This window comes from Mesorhizobium zhangyense, from assembly GCF_011045115.1.
Lineage (GTDB): Bacteria > Pseudomonadota > Alphaproteobacteria > Rhizobiales > Rhizobiaceae > Mesorhizobium_M > Mesorhizobium_M zhangyense.
The window spans coordinates 1-20,871 of record NZ_JAAKZG010000006.1 but is presented as its reverse complement, the minus strand read 5'-3'; the positions used below and the strand labels follow the sequence as shown (position 1 = coordinate 20,871).

General features: G+C 60.8%; 21 protein-coding genes. 12 read left to right on the top strand and 9 right to left on the bottom strand.

Annotated features, from left to right (window positions below; all coding sequences use genetic code 11):
• Positions 1–2 precede the first annotated feature (2 nt).
• From dnaN to G6N74_RS15655, 8 genes are all read right to left on the bottom strand, one after another.
• Positions 3–1,121, bottom strand: coding sequence for a DNA polymerase III subunit beta (dnaN, locus tag G6N74_RS15690; protein WP_165118898.1), 1,119 nt, complete (start codon positions 1,119–1,121; stop codon positions 3–5).
• 209 nt (positions 1,122–1,330) lie between these two features.
• Positions 1,331–2,866 (bottom strand): chromosomal replication initiator protein DnaA, encoded by a 1,536-nt coding sequence (gene dnaA, locus G6N74_RS15685; protein ID WP_165118897.1) that lies wholly within the window; start codon positions 2,864–2,866, stop codon positions 1,331–1,333.
• Between the two features lie 830 nt (positions 2,867–3,696).
• Positions 3,697–3,963 (bottom strand): 30S ribosomal protein S20, encoded by a 267-nt coding sequence (gene rpsT, locus G6N74_RS15680; RefSeq protein ID WP_091911182.1) that lies wholly within the window; start codon positions 3,961–3,963, stop codon positions 3,697–3,699.
• A gap of 168 nt (positions 3,964–4,131) precedes the next feature.
• Positions 4,132–4,905 (bottom strand): enoyl-CoA hydratase, encoded by a 774-nt coding sequence (locus tag G6N74_RS15675; protein ID WP_091911180.1) that lies wholly within the window; start codon positions 4,903–4,905, stop codon positions 4,132–4,134.
• 54 nt (positions 4,906–4,959) lie between these two features.
• Positions 4,960–5,850, bottom strand: a complete 891-nt coding sequence (mutM, locus tag G6N74_RS15670; RefSeq protein ID WP_165118896.1) for a bifunctional DNA-formamidopyrimidine glycosylase/DNA-(apurinic or apyrimidinic site) lyase — start codon at positions 5,848–5,850, stop codon at positions 4,960–4,962.
• A 110-nt stretch (positions 5,851–5,960) separates the two neighbouring features.
• A complete protein-coding gene (locus tag G6N74_RS15665) occupies positions 5,961–6,587 on the bottom strand; it encodes a TadE/TadG family type IV pilus assembly protein (RefSeq protein ID WP_246245777.1) in 627 nt (208 codons plus the stop codon).
• A 52-nt stretch (positions 6,588–6,639) separates the two neighbouring features.
• A complete protein-coding gene (locus G6N74_RS15660; RefSeq protein ID WP_165118894.1) occupies positions 6,640–7,248 on the bottom strand; it encodes a TadE/TadG family type IV pilus assembly protein in 609 nt (202 codons plus the stop codon).
• A 161-nt stretch (positions 7,249–7,409) separates the two neighbouring features.
• Entirely contained in the window at positions 7,410–7,844 is a 435-nt protein-coding gene (locus G6N74_RS15655; protein WP_165118893.1) for a pilus assembly protein N-terminal domain-containing protein, read from the bottom strand.
• 344 nt (positions 7,845–8,188) lie between these two features.
• Here G6N74_RS15655 and G6N74_RS15650 point away from each other — a divergent pair, with 344 nt between their 5' ends.
• The 9 genes from G6N74_RS15650 to G6N74_RS15610 all read left to right on the top strand — a co-directional run bounded on the left by G6N74_RS15650 (position 8,189) and on the right by G6N74_RS15610 (position 17,196).
• Positions 8,189–8,359, top strand: coding sequence for a Flp family type IVb pilin (locus G6N74_RS15650; protein WP_091911174.1), 171 nt, complete (start codon positions 8,189–8,191; stop codon positions 8,357–8,359).
• 146 nt (positions 8,360–8,505) lie between these two features.
• A complete protein-coding gene (locus tag G6N74_RS15645) occupies positions 8,506–9,027 on the top strand; it encodes an A24 family peptidase (RefSeq protein WP_165118892.1) in 522 nt (173 codons plus the stop codon).
• 193 nt (positions 9,028–9,220) lie between these two features.
• Complete coding sequence (cpaB, locus tag G6N74_RS15640) at positions 9,221–10,033, top strand: Flp pilus assembly protein CpaB (RefSeq protein ID WP_165118891.1); 813 nt, start codon at positions 9,221–9,223, stop codon at positions 10,031–10,033.
• An 86-nt stretch (positions 10,034–10,119) separates the two neighbouring features.
• Positions 10,120–11,601: a type II and III secretion system protein family protein gene (locus tag G6N74_RS15635; protein ID WP_246245787.1), complete on the top strand. Its 1,482-nt coding sequence runs from the start codon at positions 10,120–10,122 to the stop codon at positions 11,599–11,601.
• 15 nt (positions 11,602–11,616) lie between these two features.
• Positions 11,617–12,354, top strand: a complete 738-nt coding sequence (locus tag G6N74_RS15630; RefSeq protein WP_165118889.1) for a CpaD family pilus assembly protein — start codon at positions 11,617–11,619, stop codon at positions 12,352–12,354.
• A 21-nt stretch (positions 12,355–12,375) separates the two neighbouring features.
• Positions 12,376–13,656: a CpaE/TadZ family protein gene (locus tag G6N74_RS15625; RefSeq protein WP_205826705.1), complete on the top strand. Its 1,281-nt coding sequence runs from the start codon at positions 12,376–12,378 to the stop codon at positions 13,654–13,656.
• A gap of 28 nt (positions 13,657–13,684) precedes the next feature.
• A complete protein-coding gene (locus tag G6N74_RS15620; RefSeq protein ID WP_165118887.1) occupies positions 13,685–15,172 on the top strand; it encodes a TadA family conjugal transfer-associated ATPase in 1,488 nt (495 codons plus the stop codon).
• 14 nt (positions 15,173–15,186) lie between these two features.
• A complete protein-coding gene (locus G6N74_RS15615) occupies positions 15,187–16,200 on the top strand; it encodes a type II secretion system F family protein (RefSeq protein WP_165118886.1) in 1,014 nt (337 codons plus the stop codon).
• 6 nt (positions 16,201–16,206) lie between these two features.
• The gene (locus tag G6N74_RS15610) at positions 16,207–17,196 is read left to right on the top strand and encodes a type II secretion system F family protein (RefSeq protein WP_165118885.1); all 990 of its coding nucleotides are present in this window, start codon (positions 16,207–16,209) and stop codon (positions 17,194–17,196) included.
• A 73-nt stretch (positions 17,197–17,269) separates the two neighbouring features.
• Here the strand turns inward: G6N74_RS15610 and G6N74_RS15605 are convergent, their stop codons facing one another.
• Positions 17,270–18,091 carry a tetratricopeptide repeat protein gene (locus G6N74_RS15605; RefSeq protein ID WP_165118884.1) on the bottom strand — a complete coding sequence of 274 codons (822 nt, stop codon included), beginning with the start codon at positions 18,089–18,091 and terminating at the stop codon, positions 17,270–17,272.
• A gap of 130 nt (positions 18,092–18,221) precedes the next feature.
• On the opposite strand from G6N74_RS15605, the gene G6N74_RS15600 reads away from it, so the two are divergent.
• Genes G6N74_RS15600 through G6N74_RS15590 form a run of 3 tightly spaced genes read left to right on the top strand, consistent with a single transcriptional unit; the run spans position 18,222 to position 20,853 of the window.
• A complete protein-coding gene (locus tag G6N74_RS15600; protein WP_205826704.1) occupies positions 18,222–19,595 on the top strand; it encodes a leucyl aminopeptidase family protein in 1,374 nt (457 codons plus the stop codon).
• A 50-nt stretch (positions 19,596–19,645) separates the two neighbouring features.
• The gene (locus G6N74_RS15595) at positions 19,646–19,996 is read left to right on the top strand and encodes a MarR family winged helix-turn-helix transcriptional regulator (protein WP_165118883.1); all 351 of its coding nucleotides are present in this window, start codon (positions 19,646–19,648) and stop codon (positions 19,994–19,996) included.
• Positions 19,993–20,853, top strand: a complete 861-nt coding sequence (locus G6N74_RS15590) for a C40 family peptidase (RefSeq protein WP_165118882.1) — start codon at positions 19,993–19,995, stop codon at positions 20,851–20,853. The genes G6N74_RS15595 and G6N74_RS15590 overlap by 4 nt, the downstream gene beginning before the upstream one ends.
• Positions 20,854–20,871 lie beyond the last annotated feature (18 nt).

Below are 20,871 nucleotides of genomic sequence, written 5' to 3'. Positions count from 1 at the left end.
GCCTAGACACGCATCGGCATGAGCACGTAGAGCGCATCCTCGTCCGACATATCGTGGATAAGCGTTGGCGAACCGGCATCGGCCAGCATGAATCTGGCTTCGCTGCCCGAAAGCTGGGCCGCCACGTCGAGAAGGTATTTCGCGTTGAAGCCGATCTCGATCGGGTCCGACGAATAATCGGCGGCGAGTTCCTCGGTGGCGCTACCCGAATCCGGGTTGTTGACGGCGAGCGTTACCTGGCCTTCCGAGATCGAGAGCTTTACGGCGCGTCCGCGTTCGGACGAGATTGTCGAGACGCGGTCGACCGCGCGGGCAAAGCTTTCGCGGTCGATGACCAGCTTCTTGTCGTTGCCGGTCGGAATGACGCGCTGGTAGTCCGGAAAGGTTCCGTCGATCAGCTTGGAGGTCAGGACGACGCTGCCGATGGTGAAGCGGATCTTGGTGTCGGAAAGTTCGGTGGTCACGGCAACGTCCGGGTCGTCGACCAGCTTCTGCAATTCACTGACGGTCTTGCGCGGGATGATGATGCCCGGCATGCCTTCCGAGCCGGCCGGCGCATCCATTTCGGCGCGCGCAAGACGGTGGCCGTCGGTCGCGACGGAGCGCAGCTTGAGTTTTCCGCCGGATTCGATGGCGTGGAAGTAAATGCCGTTGAGATAGTAGCGCGTCTCCTCGGTGGAGATGGCGAACTGGGTCTTCTCGATCAGGCCCTTCATGGCGGCCGATTCGAGGCGGAAGATATGCGAGAAAGAGCCGGCCGAAAGTTCGGGGAAGTCCGACTGCGGCAGGCACTGCAGGCGGAAGCTCGAACGCCCGGAGATGACGGACATCGCATTTCCGTCTTCGTCGGTCTTCAGCATGACCTCTGCGCCATCCGGCAATTTGCGCACGATATCATAGAGAAGATGCGCCGGAACCGTCGTTGCGCCGGCTTGCTCGACTTTTGCTGCGGTGGCTTCGGTCACCTCGAGGTCAAGGTCGGTGGCCTTCATTTCAAGGCTCGCCCCGTCGGCGCTCAGCAGCACGTTCGACAGAATCGGTATCGTGTTGCGCCGTTCCACCACGCGGTGAACGTGGTTGAGAGACTTCAGGAGGTTTGAGCGTTCCAGGATAACACGCATGACGAAACAAGCTCGCTTGAATGAAGAAACGGAATTCCGGGCTCGGATTCCCGCGAAAGTCCCAACAGGGCCGGATTTCGGTCAAACTGACAGGAAAAAGTCGCGAAAGGCAAGCCCGCGCCGCTGCTCAAAAGCAGTTCCGCGGGCTTTTTGGGGATAACCTTGCTGCGACAGGTGGCCGCCTGTGCAAAGCGGCCAATTTGTCCTGTTCAGGCCTGGTCGGTAATGAGCCGGCGGAGCAATTCGAGTTCCTGCGCCAGCGTGTTGTCGCCGCCGGAGAGATCCTCGATCTTGCGCACTGCATGCAGAACCGTGGTGTGGTCGCGTCCGCCGAAGCGCCGCCCGATTTCCGGCAGCGAACGCGGCGTCATAACCTTTGCGAGATACATGGCGATCTGGCGCGGCTTGACGATGGTGCGCGTGCGGCGGTTCGACAGAAGCTCGGTCTTCGAGACGTTGTAGTGACGCGCGACGATCCTCTGGATGTCCTCGATGCGCACCCGCTTCGGCTCGCCCGAGCGGTAGATATGGCCAAGAATTTCATCGATCCGTTCGATGCTGATCTGCGGTTCGAAGGATTGGCGGAAAAGCAGCTGGTTGAAGGCGCCTTCCAGCTCGCGGCCGCTGCCGGTGACGGTGCGGGCGACGTGGGAGAGAACCTCCTCGTCGATATGCAGGTTCGCATCGTCCGTCTTGGCGCTGGCCAGCCGCGACTGAAGCATGCCGAGCCGCATGCCGTAGTCGGGCGCCGACATTTCGAGCGCCACACCGCCATTGAGGCGCGAGCGAACGCGCGGCTCGAGCGATTCCAGCTCCGCCGGCGGCCGGTCGGCGGCGACGACAACCTGCTTGGCGCTGTCGAGCAGCATGTTGATGAGGTGGCAGAATTCATGCTGGATCGACTTGCCCTGCAGGAACTGCATGTCGTCAATGATGAGCAGGTCGATGTCGCGCAGCTGCTCCTTGAGGGTCAGGGCGTTGTTGTCGCGGATCGCCGTTGCGAAGCGCCACATGAAATACTCCGCGGTGAGATAAACGACGCGGGATTTCGGGTTCTGTTTCAGCGACTCGGCTGCGATCGCTTGCAAAAGGTGGGTCTTGCCGAGGCCGACGGTAGCGTGAAGGAAGAGCGGGTTGAAGCGCGATGTCGATTCAGCAACCGCGCGTGATGCCGCGAGCGCCACACGGTTGGACGGGCCCTCTATGAAGGACTGGAACGTATAACGGGCGTCAAGCGGCGAGCCGAGCACGCTCTGGCGGAAATCGCTGTCGGCCGTATGCGGGCGGGGCGAGGCCGAGCGTTCCATTCCGGGTGCACTGACGGTTGTGCCATTCGAAAGGGCGCTGTGCGTCTGCCGGACGGGCTTGCGTGCCGTCGACTGCTCAATTTCGTCGGAAATCGGGGCAAGCCGCGTCGCCGTGCGCACGACGATGTCGATCTTCAGGATTTCAGGGTCTTCCTGCTTCCAGAGCTCAGCGATGAGGTCAAGATAGTGGCTGTTGATCCAGGACCGCAGGAAGGCCGTCGGCACAGATATGCGCACCAGGCCCTTGGACGCCTCCGTCAGCTTCATACGGCCGAACCAGCTCGAATAGACTTCGCTTCCCAGGCGTGCCTTCAGTTGTGCTTTGACCCGGTCGAATGCCTTCTCCGCGCCGCCTGAAGCCGCCATGTCGTTCCCCTCGATCAGATTTGCTGGAAACAGGAGGCCAGATTTGGCTTCCTTGTCGATGCCGCTATGCATTTTTCTCAATCCCTCGTCTTCCAAACTCACTCGGCCTGCCGAGAACGCGTAATCCCGCGCCCCCCTCTGAGGCAGTCCACACACTCAAACACCGTTGCCACCGCACTTGGCACCGTGCCTACTCAATCACTCAGGCCGCAATCAACTGCGACCGCCGCTTTAATCAAAGCGGCAAAACAAAACCTTTCCGGCGCACGCGCCAGAGCACAATTCCACAGTTTTAATCTGCCTTACCCCACTCGCTATTCACGTCCAAAAGGACAAACCATACGCGTCCGCAGACACTCGTCTGCGCCAAAATCCTCAGATTTCCAGCTAGGTCTTTCAGGCCGTCGGCCCGTCCCTTTTGATGAAGCGACATTACAAAAAACGCTGTGGACAGGGCAAGGCCGCATCTAACCCTTTTTTAACGAATCTGCTCAGGGAAACGCTTGACTCACATCCCCGCTCACGGGGGAGAATCGACAAAAGTCTTTCGATTCAATCCCTTTTCCGACGAATGGGAAATCAGGCGCTTGTTGGGAAATTATTTTAAATATTTCCCTTGACAGCTAATTGTTCACCGGCACCCATCACCCTAATGAACAAGCTGTGGATGACCATCTGTAAGTGTATGATAAAAAACACTAATTTGTGACAAGGCATATTTTGTTGCGGGTGCTAACACCGATCCTGAACATAAGAAAAGGCGCATATGCCGGCAAAGTATTTCCGTCCTGCCAAAGCTTACCCTGGGGCAGTGCCGAACGGATTTTCCAAACCTTTGTTCGGCAAACGAAAAAACCCGGCGGGTTAGGCCGGGTTTCGATATTCGGTGCTAACAATGGCTGTTAGGCAGAAAGCGTCTTCAGCCGCTGTGCAAGGCGGGAAACTTTCCGCGATGCGGTATTCTTGTGCAGGACGCCCTTGGTGGCGGCGCGCATCAGCTCGGGCTGTGCGGCCAGGAAGGCGGCTTCGGCTGCCGTCTTGTCGCCGGCGGCCAGTGCCTCTTCGACCTTGCGGACGTAGGTGCGAACACGCGACCGGCGGTTCTTGTTGACCGCGGCGCGACGAGCGATCTTGCGCGTTGCCTTCTTGGCCGAGGATGTATTGGCCATGGATGCCTCTCTCGTGTCTCAGTGAAAGCGCCTGAAGGATATGCTCACGGCGCAAAAAACAATCGGGCAGCCACAAGGCTGCCTCGGTTGGTGGGGCTTATAGTGCAGCTTTTCGTTTCCGTCAACGCAGTTTCGACTCCGATTTTACGCATCGCCAAACGCACTCGCTCAACGGTTCTTGAAGTTAGCCGTGCGCTTTTCAGCGAAGGCCGCCATGCCTTCCTTCTGATCGTCGAGCGCGAACATCGAATGGAACAGCCGGCGCTCGAAACGAAGGCCTTCCGACAGCGTCGTCTCATAAGAACGATTGACGGCCTCCTTGGCCATCATGACGGCCGGCAGCGAGAAATCCGCAACCTTCGTTGCTGCCTTCAGCGCCTCTTCCAGAAGCTCTCCTGCCGGCACCACCCGCGATACGAGGCCCGAGCGCTCGGCCTCGGCCGCGTCCATCATGCGGCCGGTAAGGCACATGTCCATCGCCTTGGATTTGCCGACGAAACGCGTCAGCCGCTGCGAACCGCCCATGCCCGGCATGACGCCGAGCGTGATCTCGGGCTGGCCGAATTTCGCATTGTCGCCGGCAATGATGAAGTCGCACATCATCGCAAGTTCGCAGCCACCGCCCAGAGCGTAGCCCGACACCGCGGCAATGACCGGCTTGCGGATGCGGGTGAAGGCCTCCCAGCCGGAGAAGAAGTCTTCCATATAGGCGTCGATGTAGCTTTTGGACTGCATCTCCTTGATGTCGGCGCCGGCGGCGAAGGCCTTTTCCGAACCGGTGACGACGATGGCGCCGATCCTGGGGTTTTCCTCGAATGCCTGGCTTGCCGCGAGCAACTCGGTCAGCACCTGCGTGTTCAGCGCGTTCAACGCCTTGGGCCTGTTCAGTGTGATAAGGCCGACCTTGCCGCGTGTTTCGACGACGATCGTTTCATAAGCCATCTGGCGAAGTCCTCCTGTTTTCCGGATAGCCGAGACGGCTTTCTATCGATTTACCTACCGCTGGCAGGAGGAGCAATAGAAGGTGGACCTGCCGCTCTGCACAACCCGTTCGATATGTCCGGCACATCCAGGCGTCGGGCAGGCGACACCCTCGCGGTCATAGACCGAAAAGGAATGCTGGAAATAGCCGAGCGATCCATCGGTGTGGACATAGTCGCGAAGCGAGGAACCGCCTGCCGCAATCGCATCGGCGATCACCGAACGGATTGCCACAGCCAGCTTTTCGCTTGCCTCGGCGGCTTTCTTGCCACGCACGGCAATTGTCCCGGCAGCCCTCAGGGGGGACAAGCCGGCGCGCCACAGCGCTTCCGAGACGTAGATGTTGCCGAGCCCGGCGATAAGACGCTGGTCTAGAAGCGCCGCCTTCAGCGGCGTCTTCTTGTCCCTAAACAGATCGGCAAGCAGCTTGCCGTCGAGCGCGTTGCCGGTAGGCTCTACGCCGAGGCCGGCCAGCATCGGATGGTCTTCGGCCAGGCCTTCGGCAAAAAGCATGAAGCCGAAACGCCGCGGATCGTTGAAGACGATGCGGGCCGGGTCGCCTTTCGGCGTGGTCAGGTTGAAGACGACATGATCGTGCGCGGAAGCCTTGGAGCGCTCGTGATGGAAGACGCCGGGCGTATCGGGATCGCCATCGGTCTCGATCCGGAACGAACCGGACATGCCGAGATGACAGATGAGGACAGGTCCGTCTTCGATATGGGCAGTCAGGTATTTCGCCCGCCGGCCAAGCGCGGTTACCGTCCGGCCTTCCAGCCGTTCGACGAAGCGTTCGGGGAATGGGTAGCGCAGGTTCGGACGCCGCATCTCTACGCTGACGATACGCGCGCCTTCCAGAACCGGCTGCAGGCCGCGCCGGACTGTTTCTACTTCGGGCAGTTCAGGCATGTTGTGCGATCACCGAGGTTACCCGCAAGACATAGGGGCGCTCTTGTGCATTGGCAATTCGGAAACACCAAGGCGTTTTATCGTGGGATAAAGACCCACGTGCCCGCGGATCAGCAGTCGGTGCAGGTGATGGTCTTGGTTATGCGCGGCCGCAGATAGTAGGTTTCGCTCATCGAAATGCCGTCGAAGGCAGCGGCAAGGCCAAGCACCGGCTTTTGCGCTGCTGTCCAGGCGATGAGCGGTAGATAGGCGAGGTCGCTTTCGACTCGAATCAGGAATGTGTTCCTGATCTTGAGCTCAGTCGGAACCGTGGTCTCTTGCTTCGTCGGCTTGGGCGGGTATGGCTCGGAAAAGGCCCCGTCGATCATCTGCCGCGACCACGCGACCTGCACCTTCGGCGAGTCCTCGTCCGTGATTTCGATCGCGGTCACGATAATCGTCGGCTTCGAGCGGTTGTAAGGCTGGATGCTCGACTGACCGATCTGCATGATCGATTCCAACGCGGATTTTGTCACTGAAGTCTGCTGCGTGACGAGATCGGCGACCATGCTGCCGATGCGCCCGATCTTCTTGTTGGCCTCGATGCCTTGCGATACTTCCATGGTCACGAAATACATGGACAGCAGCAACGGCGCGATGAGCGCGAACTCGACCGCGGCCAGCCCCCGCCGGTCGGCATAAAGGCCCGCCGCCTTGCGACAAAGCCGCGCCAGTACCGAATGTGCCCCCGCACCCATAAGCATTCCTTGCCCCTTCATTTGACTGGAACCGTTTCCCGCCATCTCGCGCTCAGTCGTTGAAAGGCTCATTCTGCCAGGTCACGGTGGCAAACTGCAGCGTCTTGCCGTCGCTGAGATTGGACATCGAAGCCCGCAGGAAATCCGTAATGACCGGCCATTTGTAGAAGACGCGCAGCATGTTCTTGGTTTTCGAAGCGCCCGGCTCCACCGAGGGTACCGGACCAGCCACTCCGTCTTTCGTCAGAACGATTTCTCCGTTGACGATTTTGAAACCGGCGGCGGCGGCGTCAGCAAAGGTGTCGTATTTGCGCAGGTCGACGAGCAGGTTGCCGGCACATCCCTTGCTGACCATGATCTTGATGCGGTCGCAGATCAACGTCTTGAGCTTGTCTTCATCCAGCTTGTCCGCACCGCTGCCCGGCCTGATCTGGCCGGTGCGCAATTGCCGTGCGACATCGTCCGTGGCGTTGGAAATGACCTGCTGGGCCGCAAAGGAAATGCAGCTCTCCAATATGGCGAAGATCAGCAATGAAAAGGGGATGACGAGCATCGCGAATTCGATTGCGGTCGCGCCGCTCCGATCGCGGCCGAACCGCGCAAAGACGCCGCGACGTCTGGCACGATCTGGGCCGTTCCCCGCTTCGGAGTTGTCTTTCATGCCCGTTCCCCGCCGATTCCCGTCTGCTATCGGAAGACCCTAACGCAAATCCGTTGAGGCCCGGTTTGGATGACGAATAAATTTCGCGGGGGTTTGTTTACCGGGCAGCAACCATGCGGTCGCTGCAATGTCCGAAATGAAATTGAAGAAGAGGTCAGGCCTTATTGGCCGGAACTCATCTCCACTTCAGATGTCCGCTCGGCTTCGCTCTTGTAGGAACTCTCGCAGTAAGGCGTGCAGGAGAGGGTCTGTACGTCGGCACGCCGGTATATCCGCACGGAGGAGGCGTCGTGGCGGCCGACAATCACCTGTTCGTCGACGATCGGGCTGCCCTGCTGGTCGAGGACGACCAGATTGGTGACGCCGAAACCTTTGCCGGTGAGAACGATGGTCGTCGAATCTTGAACCGACGCATCGGCAATCGCCGGGTTGCCGACGACGATCGTGTCGGCCGGGCGGGACAGTTTGACGATCTTCGCCTGGTTCATGATGACTTCTATGCCCGCGCCCGCCTGTGCAGGCGTGGCAAGGGCAACCGCAGCGACCAGCCCGGCAAGAGCGCCGGCAACACAAATGTATGACTGCGACCTGGCCATGCGGCGCTCCGATGAATGAAGTCTTCAACGGAAAATGAACGATATTGGTGAACCAACGGTTAAATGATTGCAACAAGCCCTGCGTTGCGGGCGCCGGGCGCCGGGCGCCGCCTTGACACCTTCTTAAACTCCCCGGACGCCCGAAATGCAGGTGATTACGCGGCTTTTTAGCCTTTTGAGCTTTAGCGTGCGATTAACCACACAACTTGTCTGAAGCTGGAAAGAATTCGGTAAGGCTGTTTGTTAAGTCGATGGAAAGAGCTGCTCGCTAGATTGTGACCATCCGATCAATGCACCAGAAAAATTGACGGAAGTGCTGTAACACGTGGAGTAGGAGCTCTCATATGTCCAAGATCTTTGCACGTTTCGTAAAAGACGAATCCGGCGCGACCGCTATCGAATACGGTCTGATCGCCGCCCTTATCGCTCTCGCCATCATGGCCGGCGCTGGCGCACTCGGCAACACCATCAGCGCCAAGTTCAACAGCATCGCGTCGACGCTGAACGGCGCTTGAGCCGCATCAAGACTGCATTTCAATGCACGAAAGGGCCGCCGCAATGGCGGCCTTTTTGTTTTCGGTCGGATGCTCAACTCACCAATCCTTAATTGGAGCGGCTTAAGATAGTTTCGACCGTTTTACTCACTTCGTGCGTGGCGCCGATGCTTGAAGCTCTGATCTTCGTCGTCTTTCCTTTCTGCATGCTCTTCGCGGCAATCTCCGACATGCTGTCGATGACCATCGCCAACACGGTGTCGATCGTTCTGGTGGTCGTCTTTGCAATCGTGGCGCCGCTGACCGGCATGGACTGGTCGGCCTACGGCCTGCACTTTGCCGCAGGCGGCATCGTCTTGCTGGTGACCTTTGGATTGTTTGCGCTCGGCGGGATGGGCGGCGGCGACGCGAAACTGCTGGCGGCGACCGCATTGTGGATGGGCCTGAGCACCCATCTTGTCGAGTATCTCGTCATATCCGCGTTTCTCGGCGGCTTGCTGACGATCGCCATACTGAGCTTCCGGGCCTCGGGATTGGCTCTGTTCAGTTCCAGGAACATCTTTCTGCGAAACTTTGCCGACAAGTCGGTCGGCGTTCCCTACGGCATTGCGCTTGGACTTGGCGGGCTGATTGCCTATCCGGGTTCGCCGCTCATGGTCTGGGCCTTAGGGCAGCTCGCCGCAAAGTAAATTTCCTGCAGCTACTGTCTGGCGTGCAACGGCTCGAAACAATCCGTTGCGCGGTGTTTTTATGCTCAGCGCACTTACTTGCGTAAACACTAAATTAATCACGACCATAAGCAATCCATTAACCTTAATTTGACGATTGGCTGTGCAATCTCCGCCTTGGCTATGAGGGTTGCAAAGGGCGAGGTTTGGACGAATGGTTGCATCCAGACTGATTATATTGAGCGTAGCGGTCGCCGCTGCAGGCGGAGCGGGTTACGTTGCCAAGAATATGGCGACGGCACCCCAGGAAATCGTGATCGATTCCGGCCCGCAGCAGCCTGCGATCCAGCTTGCCGACGTGCTGGTCCTGTCCGGCGATGTGCCGATGGGCGAAGCGGTGGGCGATCGTCTTTCCTGGCAATCCTGGCCGGCCGACAACGTCAATGCCAGTTTCGTGACACGCGCAGCCGATCCTGAGGCTATCGACAAGCTGAAGACGTCTCTGGCGCGGGTCGCCATGTATGGCGGCGAGCCGCTGCGGCGCTCCAAGCTGGTTGGCGAAGGCCAGAGCTTCATGTCCTCGATCCTGCCATCCGGAACCCGCGCCATCGCCACACGCATCGCAGCCGACACTTCGGCCGGCGGCTTCATTCTGCCCAACGATTTCGTCGACGTGATCATGACGCGCCGCGCCGACGCCAGCAATTCCGGCTCCGGCTTCATCACCGAGACCATCCTGAGGAATATCAAGATTCTGGCGATCGACCAGGCGATTCAGGAAGACGAGGAAGGCCGGCGCGTGAAGGTCGGCGAGACCGCAACGCTCGAACTGACCCCGCAGCAGGCCGAGATCATAACGGTCGCCCAGCAGATGGCGGATAGGTTGACCCTTTCCCTGCGCTCGGTTGCCGACGCGCAGGAAAAAGCGGGCGACGAGGCCGACTACCTCGTTACGGGAAATGGTCGGCGCGGCACCATACGCCTGATCAAGTCGGGCGAAGTGACCGAAGTGGGAGCCAGGAAATGAGCTCGAACAAGTCGAATCCAGTCATTGGAACGCGTGGCCGTTACCGTGCTTTGAGGCACGCGGTCACGCTGGCTACGAGCTTTGCGATGCTGTTTGGGACTGCGGGCCTGGAAGGCCCCATCAAAGCCCAGGCCGCGGGTCAGGCGCAGGTCGGGTCTTCCACGCGCGATAACCAGCGCGTCAAGCTCGGCCTTAACAAATCCATCGTCATCGACCTGCCTGCCGACGCCTACGATATTCTCGTCGCGAACCCGGCGGTCGCCGATGCCGTCACCCGCACCGCGCGCCGCATCTATCTCTTCGGTAAGGCGGTCGGCGAAACCAACATCTTCGTCTTCGGCGCGAACGGCGAACAGATCGTCAGCCTGGAGCTTGCAGTCGAGCGCGACGTTGCCGGTCTCGAAGATTACATCAAGCGCTTCATTCCCGGCTCCGAGATCAAGGTCGAGCTCATAAACGACAACGTCGTCCTCACCGGCACCGTCGAAACGCCGCTGGACGCAAAACGCGCGGCCGAGCTTGCCGGGATTTTCGTCTCGGGCGGTGAAGCCACGACCGGCCAATATGCGCAGACCGCGACTGGCGGCTCCACCTACGGCGGCGTCGACATCAACAATCCGGACTCCGAACGCCGCGTCAGCAAGATCGTCAACCTCCTCCAGATCATCGGCGAGGATCAGGTCACGCTGAAGGTGACGGTGGCCGAAGTCAGCCGCAACGTCATGAAGCAGCTCGGTGTTAACATGATCGCCGGCGGCGACAGCAATGGCATTAGCTGGGGAGCCGTCAGCGAGAACGCATTCGGGTTGGGGAAGCCGCTCTCACAAGGTGGATTTTCGGTCGGTGGCTCGATGCTCGATGCTTACATCAATGCGATGGAGCAGTCGGGCGTGATGAAGACGCTCGCCGAGCCGACGCTAACTGCCGTCTCGGGTGAAAAGGCAACTTTCAAGGTCGGTGGTGAATTCAATCTGGTTACTGGTGTCACGAACGCTGTTTCAGACGACAACAAGAACGGCGCGACTGTCTATGAGGTCGAAAAGCTGGAATATGGCATCGGGCTCGAATTTCAGCCTGTGGTGCTTTCGCCAGGCCGCATCAGCCTAAAGGTTAGGACCTCGGTTTCCGAACCGACCAATGAGGGTTCTACCCAACTTAGGGGCTCCGGAAGTCAGGTGGGGACCAACTTGCTGTCCATCCGCAAGCGCCTTGCCGACACCACGGTCGAACTGCCTTCCGGCGGATCGATGATGATCGCCGGCCTGGTCCGCGACGACATTCGCCAGGCGGTAAACGGGCTGCCTGGCCTGTCCAAGATCCCGGTGCTCGGCACCTTGTTCCGCAGCCGGGATTTCGTGCGCAACGAGACCGAACTCGTCATCATCATCACGCCCTATCTTTCCAAGCCGGTCGCCCGCAATGCGCTGGCCAAGCCGGATGACAATTTCAATGCCGCCAGCGACGGCGCCGGGATGTTCCTCGGCAAGGTCAATCGTGTGTACGGCACCATGCAGACCACCAGACCGAACGGCCGCTATCACGGCGTCGTCGGCTACATTTACAAATGATCGGGGAAACGGGGCATGGAAAAGGCAACGTTTGATACCAGCATCGCCGCCGAATTTGGACACCCCCGCCGCGGGCGGATAGTGCTACCGGTGCTCGCCGCGATCGCTGTCGTGCTGCTTGCCGGCTGTGCTTCCAAGCGCGACAGCATCACCGTGGGCGCGATCCCGGACGACTATCGCACCAACCATCCGATCGTGATCGCCGAGAAGGAGCAGGTGCTCGACCTGCCCGTCGGCGCCAGCGAGCGTGGAATGACGCGCATCCAGCGTGTGGCTCTGCAGGGGTTCCTGGCCAATTATGACCGGAGCGCAGCAGCCGTTCTCACCATTTTGACGCCTGCGGGAACGCCGAACGCGGCGGCAGCTAGCGATGCCGCAAGAGACTTCGCACGCTTTGCACGGTCGAGGGGCGTCCATGAAAGCCGCATCATCGTATCGCCCTACCAGCCGTCTTCGATGGAGGCCTCCGCCCCGATACGGGTAACCTATACGGCGATGCAGGCCCAGACAGGTCCCTGCGGCCGCTGGCCTGCCGACATCGCCGATACCAGCGACAACAAGCACTACGCGAATTTCGGCTGCTCCTATCAGAACAACCTGGCCGCCCAGATCGCCAATCCGGCCGATCTTCTCGGGCCGCGTCAGCCGAGCGAAATCGACGCTGCAAATCGGGGCAATGTGATTGATGTCTATCGTGACAGGGATATTTCGAATGAGTTCCTGAGAAATTCCGAAGTGGAATACAGCCAGTAAGGTCTTGGAAAGAAAATGGTCATGAACAACCTGGCTTACGACACCAACCCCGACGGTGGCGACGCTGCTCAGCAGGACGTTGCCGCAATGAGCGCGATGCGGCCGGTTCCCCGCATCTCGATCCAGGCTTTTTGCGAAACCGACAGCATCGCAGGCCCTATCGAGCGCGCCGGCGAGGACCGCCGCATGGCCAAGGCCCATCTCAAGGTTCACATGGGCGGCGTGGCGACGGCTATCGAATTCTACCAGACGGCGCCGACGCCCAACCTCATCATCCTGGAGTCGCGCAGCGAGCCCAAGATGTTGCTGCAATCGCTGCAGGAGCTTTCGGAATATTGCGATCCAAGTTCCAAGGTCGTGATCATTGGCCACTACAATGATGTAGGGCTCTATCGCGAGCTGATCCGGTCGGGCATTTCCGAATATGTCGTCGCTCCGATCTCGATGGTAGATATCGTCAGCGTCATCTCCTCGCTGTTCGTCGATCCGGAAGCAGAGCCCATCGGGCGCTCGATTGCCTTTATCGGCGCCAAGGGTGGTGTCGGCTCCTCGACCATCGCGCACAATATCGCCTGGAGCATGTCGACGCTGTTCAGCTCGGAAGTGATGGTGGCCGATCTCGACCTCGCCTTCGGCACCGCAAACATCAATTTCGATCAGGACCCGGCACAAGGCATCGCCGAAGCCGTATTCGCGCCCGAACGCATCGACGAGGTCTATCTCGACCGCCTGCTGGCGCAATGCGCCGAGCGGCTTTCGCTTCTGGCAGCACCGTCAACGCTTGACCGCGTCTATGATTTCGATCCGGAGGCCTTTGCCCAGATCATCGACACCGCGCAGCGCAGCGCGCCGCTGCTGGTGCTCGACGTTCCGCATATCTGGAGCGGCTGGTCGAAGAACACGCTGATGAAGGCCGACGACATCGTCATCACGGCGACGCCGGAACTGGCCAATCTGCGCAACACCAAGAACCTCATCGACATGCTGAAGAAGCTTCGCCCCAATGACGGGCCGCCGAAGCTGGTTCTCAATCAGGCAGGTGTGCCGAAACGGCCGGAGATCTCGGCGTCGGATTTCGCCGAGCCGCTCGGCATCACGCCGATGGCCGTCATTCCCTTTGATCCGCTGCTCTTCGGCAATGCGTCCAACAACGGCCGGATGCTCGGCGAGATGGATGCGAAAAATCCGATCGTGCAGATCATCAACGACATGTCCCATGTCCTGACCGGCAGAAGCGAGATCAAGTCCAGGAAGAAAGCCGGTCTGGGGGGCCTTCTCGGCAGGCTCAAGCGCAAGAAGTAATCGTCAGGCAGCGGATCGGTAGTCGAGCATGTTCGGTAAAAGAGGCAATGAAGATGGAAGCCGGGCCAAGCCCGAGTTCCGCCCACCTGCACCGGTGGCGCCGTCGGCGGGCGTAGCCCTTGCCGCTCCGCCACCACCTGTCGTCGAGGCCCGCACCCCGGCTGCACCTGCTCGCCGCCCCGTCGAAGCGCCGCCGCTGGCGCCCGAGCCGCGCAGGGCGCCACGCGAACGCAGCGAGAGTTATTACGATACCAAGTCGCAGGTCTTTTCCGCGCTGATCGATACGATCGACCTGTCGCAACTGGCCAAGCTCGATCCCGACAGCGCGCGCGAGGAAATCCGCGACATCGTCAACGATATCATCGCGATCAAGAATTTCGCGATGTCGATCTCCGAGCAGGAAGAACTGCTCGAGGACATCTGCAACGACGTGCTGGGCTATGGTCCGCTGGAGCCGCTTCTGGCCCGCGACGACATTGCCGACATCATGGTCAATGGCGCCAAGCAGGTCTTCATCGAAGTCAACGGCAAGGTCGAGCAGACGGGCATTCGTTTCCGCGACAACCAGCAGCTTCTCAACATCTGCCAGCGCATCGTCAGCCAGGTCGGCCGCCGTGTCGATGAATCAAGCCCGATCTGTGACGCGCGCCTGCCCGACGGCTCGCGCGTCAACGTTATTGCGCCGCCGCTGTCCATCGACGGCACTGCGCTCACCATCCGCAAGTTCAAGAAGGACAAGCTCACCCTCGACCAGCTCGTGCGCTTCGGGGCGATCTCGCCGGAAGGCGCGGAAGTGCTGAAGATCATCGGCCGCGTCCGCTGCAATGTCATCATTTCGGGCGGCACCGGTTCCGGCAAGACGACGCTGCTGAACTGTCTGACCAACTACGTCGACCGCGACGAGCGCGTCATCACCTGCGAGGATTCTGCCGAGCTTCAACTCCAGCAGCCGCATGTCGTGCGCCTCGAAACCCGCCCGCCGAACCTGGAAGGCGAGGGCGAGGTGACCATGCGCGATCTGGTCAAGAACTGCCTGCGCATGCGGCCCGAACGCATCATCGTCGGCGAAGTGCGCGGACCGGAGGTCTTCGACCTCCTGCAGGCGATGAACACCGGCCATGATGGCTCGATGGGTACGATCCACTCGAACTCACCGCGAGAATGCCTCAACCGTATTGAATCGATGATCGCCATGGGCGGCTATACGCTGCCGCAGAAGACCGTGCGCGAGATCGTCGTCGGCTCGGTCGACATCATCATCCAGGCTGCCCGCCTGCGCGACGGTTCGCGCCGCATCACCCACGTCACCGAAGTGATCGGCATGGAAGGCGATGTCATCATCACGCAGGATCTGATCCTCTACAACATCAAGGGCGAGGACGCCTCGGGACGGCTGCTCGGCGAGCATGTCTCGACGGGAATCGGGCGCCCGCATTTCTGGGATCGAGCGCGTTATTACGGCGAGGAGCAGCGCCTGGCCACAGCATTGGAAGCCATGGAAAAGCGGGCTGACTGAAAGACGAAAACCGGATGTTCGGCATAGACAGCACCGTATTGATCTTCATCCTTCTGGCCGGCGTCAGCGCCGGCGCGGTCGCTTATGCCTTCCTGTTCAAGTCGATCGAAAACGAGAAGAACGTCGGCAAGCGGCTTGACACCATCAAGGCCGCCGAGACCGATCGATCTGTGGTGAAAGCCGCGCGGGACCGGGTAAGCGAAGCCGCCAAGCGCCGCAAATCCGTCCAGGATTCGCTCAAGGAACTCGACGAAAAGCAGAAAGCCAACAACAAGAATACCAAGAAGCCGCCTTTGCGCATCCAGTTGCGTCAGGCGGGGCTGCAGGTCACGGTCGAGAGGTTCTACGTCTATTCGGTGATCTGCGGCGTTGTCCTGACCATCGCTGCCTACATGCTTGGCGCTCCACTTCTCGTTCTACCCGGTGCGCTGCTTGCCGGCGCGTTTGGTGTTCCGCGCTGGTTCGTTTCTTTCCTGCGCGCGCGCCGGGTCAAGGCATTCCTGAACGAATTTCCCAACGCGCTCGACATCATCGTCCGCGCGGTCAAGTCCGGCCTGCCGCTCAATGACGGCATTCGCCTCATCGCCAATGAATCGCCCGAGCCGGTGAAGACCGAGTTCCGCCGCATCGTCGAGGCGCAGCAGGTGGGCCTGTCCATCCCCGACGCCGCATTGCGCATGGGCGAAACCATGCCCTGTCCGGAAGCCGGGTTCTTCGGCATCGTCATCCAGATCCAGAGCCAGGCCGGCGGCAATCTGTCGGAAGCGCTCGGCAATCTTTCGAAGGTTCTGCGCGACCGCAAGAAGATGAAGGCCAAGGTGCAGGCGTTGTCCATGGAAGCCAAGGCATCCGCCGTCATCATCGGCGCCTTGCCGTTCATCGTCGCCTTCCTCGTCTACCTGTCGAGCCCGGCCTACATCATGCCGCTCTTCACCACGAGCACCGGCCATCTCATTCTGGGTATTTCAGGCATCTGGATGTCGATCGGCATTTTCGTGATGCGCAAGATGATGAATTTCGAGGTTTAGACGGACATGACCGAGCAAGTCGTCAAAGCCCTGACCGATCCGTCCTTCCTCATCGCGCTGCTGGTGGGCATTGCGGTGTTCGCGACCATTTTCACCGCGCTCCCGGCGCTGGGCGGAAACACGCTGAAATCGCGGATGAAGTCCGTGGCGCTGGAGCGCGACGAACTGCGCGCCAAGCAGCGCATGCGCCTTGCCGCCGAAGCCGACCGCCGCCGCAAGGGGCTGCGTGAAGAGCAGTCGATCGGCATGCGCAACATCGTCGAAAAGCTGGACCTCAAGCGGGCACTGGTCGACGAAAACACGCTCAACAAGCTCAAGGTTGCCGGCTTCCGCGGTCAAAATCCGCTGACCAAGTTCCTGTTCTTCCGGCTGGTCCTTCCATTTGTCGGCTTCATCATGGCCGGCGTCTATATTCTCGTTCTCGGCGGCCTGCCTGACCAGCCGCCTTTCGTGAAGCTGTTCGTCTGCATTCTTGTTGCCTATGCCGGCTTCTACGCGCCGATCCTTTACGTCAACAATCGCGCCACCAAGCGCAAGCAGTCGATCCAGATGGCATGGCCGGACGCGCTCGACCTGATGCTGATCTGCGTCGAATCCGGCATGTCCATCGAAGCCGCGATCCGCCGCGTCGCCGACGAGATCGGCACGCAGTCGGTGGAACTGGCCGAGGAACTGATCCTCACCAATGCCGAGCTTTCCTATCTTCAGGAGCGCAAGCAGGCCTATGAAAACCTCGCCAGCCGCACAGGTCTTGAATCGGTCAAGTCGGTGTCGCAGGCGCTGGTCCAGGCCGAGCGTTACGGCACGCCGATCGCTCACGCCCTGCGCGTGCTGGCCAGCGAAAGCCGCGACATGCGCATGAACGCCGCCGAAAAGAAGGCGGCAGCGCTGCCGCCCAAGCTCACCGTGCCGATGATCCTTTTCTTCCTGCCGGTGCTGTTTGCCGTGATCCTGGGACCGGCCGGCATTCAGGTCAGCGAGCGCGGCATCTTCTGAAAACTCCGCCCGAAAAACTAAAGACCGCACAGATGCTGCGCGGTCTTTTGCAAAGCGGTTTGAACGTCGCAGCTCAGTTCGTCGAAGGTTTCTTCTTGTCTTCGTTCTTGATCTGGTTCCAGGCGTTCTGCTGTGCCAGCATGTTGCGCAGATAGGCGACGTTGGCCTGTGCCTGCTCGGGCGACAGTTCCTGCTGGGCGATCTGCTCGGCTTCCTGGAAGCGGCCCTGGAGGCCGACGACGAGAGCGAGGTTCTGGCGCACGCGGCTATCAGCGCCGGGCGCGGAAGATGCCGAGCGCATGTAGGTTTCGGCGGTCTTGAGATCGCCGGACAGCACATAGGACATGCCGAGATTGGACAGGATCGACGGTTCGTTCGGCTTCAGGTCCATCGCCTTGCGATAAAGCTGGCGCGCCTGGTCGGACTGCCCGAGCTGGTCCAGGATCGCGCCTTCGGCCGAAACGAGCTTCCAGTCCGGATATTCCGGCGTCTGCGCGCGGCGCACCGCATCCAACGCCGGCTCGAACTGGCCGACAGAGGCGAGCGCCTTGCCGTAGGCCGCCAGCACGTCGCGGTCCTTGGGCAGCGCGATGGCAAGCTTGCGCATGACGGCCAGAGCCTGATCCGACTGGCCGTTCATCTGCAGCACGCTGGCGTAGCGCAGGGCGGTCGACTTGTCGTTGACGTTCTTCGTATAGGCTTGGCCGAGGGAGGCGGAGGCATAGCCGAGTTCGGTGGACGACATGGTGTCCACCGATTTACCGGATGCGCGCGACACGGAGCCGGTCGTCATCTTGTCGGTGGCGCAGCCGGCGACGCTGGCAGCGAGCGCTAGAAGCAAAGCGGCCGTCGCCAGCCTTTTCCCGGTTGCGTTCGGCGAACGATTGTTCAACATCGGCTCACGTCTCCATCCGTATCGATGGCCACGCTTCGGCCATCTTTCCCCTCTGGAGAAATATTCTGTTAACCCTAACGGACGGTTAAAAAACCGCTCGCGCCATAGTCGATCAGTCAAGGAACCACGCATGCCGCTCGACCTCACCGAGAAAAAGCTGAAGCACTCGAACCCCGTCCATCTCGTCGCCAAGGGCGAGCTTGAAGCCGCGGGCCTCGATCCCGCTGCCAGCGCCTGGGCCAGACATAATGGATTCTCGGGCGAGGCTGGCCGCACGCTCGTCCTGCCGGGCGCTGACGGTGCTATCGCCGGCGCCCTGTTCGGTCTCGGCAAGGCGGACGACGGCAATGGCGCACTCGCACTCGGCGCGCTTGCCAAGGCGCTGCCGGAAGGCGACTGGCATTTTGCCGCCGCGCCGCAAAACCCGGCGCTTGCCTCCCTCGCTCTCGTTCTTGGCGGTTACGTCTTCACCCGCTACGGCAAGAAACCCGGCAAGGAGCTGCGCTTTTCGCTGCCGGAGGGTGCCGACCGCAAGCAGGTCGAGCGCATCGCAGACGGTGTCTTTCTCACCCGAGATCTGGTCAACACGCCGACCAACGACATGGGGCCTGACGCGCTTGAAAAAGCCGCGCGCAAGCTGGCCAGGAAGCATGAGGCGAAGATCGACGTCATCACCGGAGACGATCTCCTTAAGCAGAATTTCCCGATGATCCACGCCGTCGGCCGCGCCTCGGCAGAAGCGCCGCGCCTGATCGACATCGTCTGGGGCGACAAGAACGCACCCAAGGTGACGCTGGTCGGCAAAGGCGTCTGCTTCGACACCGGTGGCCTCGACATCAAGCCTTCGAGCGGCATGCTGCTGATGAAGAAGGATATGGGCGGCGCGGCCAATGTGCTCGGCCTTGCCTCGATGATCATGAGCGCCGGCCTGAAGGTCAGGCTGCGCGTGCTCATCCCCGCCGTCGAGAACGCCATCTCGGCGAATGCCTTCCGCCCGAGCGACATCCTGACCAGCCGCAAGGGCATCACCGTCGAGATCGGCAACACCGACGCCGAGGGCCGGCTGGTGCTGGCCGATGCGCTGGCGCTGGCCGACGAGGAGGAGCCGCAGCTTCTGATCGACATGGCGACACTTACGGGTGCTGCCCGTGTAGCGCTCGGCCCCGACCTGCCGCCCTTCTACACCGGCGACGATGCACTCGCCGCCGATCTTGCTGCGGCGGCTCTCGCTGTCGAGGACCCGCTGTGGCGCATGCCGCTGTGGAAACCCTACGATGCCAAACTGTCTTCGAAGGTCGCCGACATCAACAACGTCACCACAGACGGTTTTGCCGGCTCGATCACGGCGGCGCTCTTCCTCCAGCGCTTCGTCGAAAAGGCGGCAAGCTGGGCGCATTTCGACATCTACGCCTGGAATCCGGCAGACCGGCCCTATGGCCCGGCCGGCGGCGAGGCACAGGCGATCCGCGCGCTGGAGAAGGTGATTTCGGATCGCTACGGCTGATCCTGCGGCACTGAAACGGAACCGAAACGTTTTGCCGTCATGCTGGTGGGATGTCAGTCCATTTGCGTCCCAGCCAGGCCTTGCGGCTTTGGCAGCAGGTCTTGCTCTCCGAAGTGCGCGACGACGCGCCTGACCTTACCGTGCGCCAGGCGGCAATCCTGCTGACGATCTATCTCGACCCGCCGCCGCACACGGTGCGCGGGCTTGCTGCGAAGCTCAACGTCACCAAACCGGTGATCACCCGCGCCCTCGACACGATGGGCGCGCTGAAGCTGGTGTCGCGCCACCGCGACGAACTCGACAAGCGCAACGTGCTGATCAAGCGCACGGTCGAGGGCGCGCTCTATGTCGAGCGGCTGGGCGATGCTATCATTGCCAAAGCAATGGAGTTGCCGCTTTGACTGCCCACGATGCCCGCCTGCATGCCTTCCGCGCTGACCTTGCCGATGCCCGGCTGCAGGGCGAGGTGTCCGCTGAGCGCTTCGTTTACGGCAGGCCGGCGCGCATTTCGGTGCCGGTTGCCGATGTCCGCAAGGCACCGCGGCCGGACGCCGGCGTCAACACGCAGCTGCTGTTCGGCGACGACGTGCTCGTCTTCGAGGAAAACGAAGGCTGGGCCTGGGTGCAGGCCGAGCGCGACGGCTACGTCGGCTATGTCGCCGATACGGCCCTGAGCGCACAAAATACCGCGCCGACGCATATCGTCTCAGCACCGCGCACTTTCGTCTATCCGGGACCGGACCTGCGTTTCCCGCGCACCGCCGATCTGTCGATGGGATCGACGGTTACGGTCACCGGCGCTGCTGAAACGCGCGGCACGGTGTATTCCGTGCTGGCATCGGGCGAGGGGATGATCGCTAGCCACCTGCGTCCGATCGGCGAATTTGCTGCCGACTATGTTAGCGTCGCCGAAATGTTCATCGGCACGCCCTATCTCTGGGGCGGCGTGTCCGGCTTCGGCATCGATTGCTCGGGCCTTGTCCAACTGGCCATGCGCATGACCGGCAGGGACGTGCTGCGCGATTCCGACATGCAGGCAACTGGCCTTGGCGAGGTGCTTGACGTCGGGCCGGATTTTTCGGGCCTCCAACGCGGCGACCTGGTGTTCTGGAAAGGCCACGTCGCCATCATGACCGACACTGAGAACATGATCCACGCCAACGGCCACACCATGATGGTTTCGCGCGAGGGGCTCAAAGAGGCGGTCGCCCGCATCGGCTATCTCTATGGCGGGCCGACGGGATTCAGAAGGCCTTAGGGCTGAGGCTGCACCCTT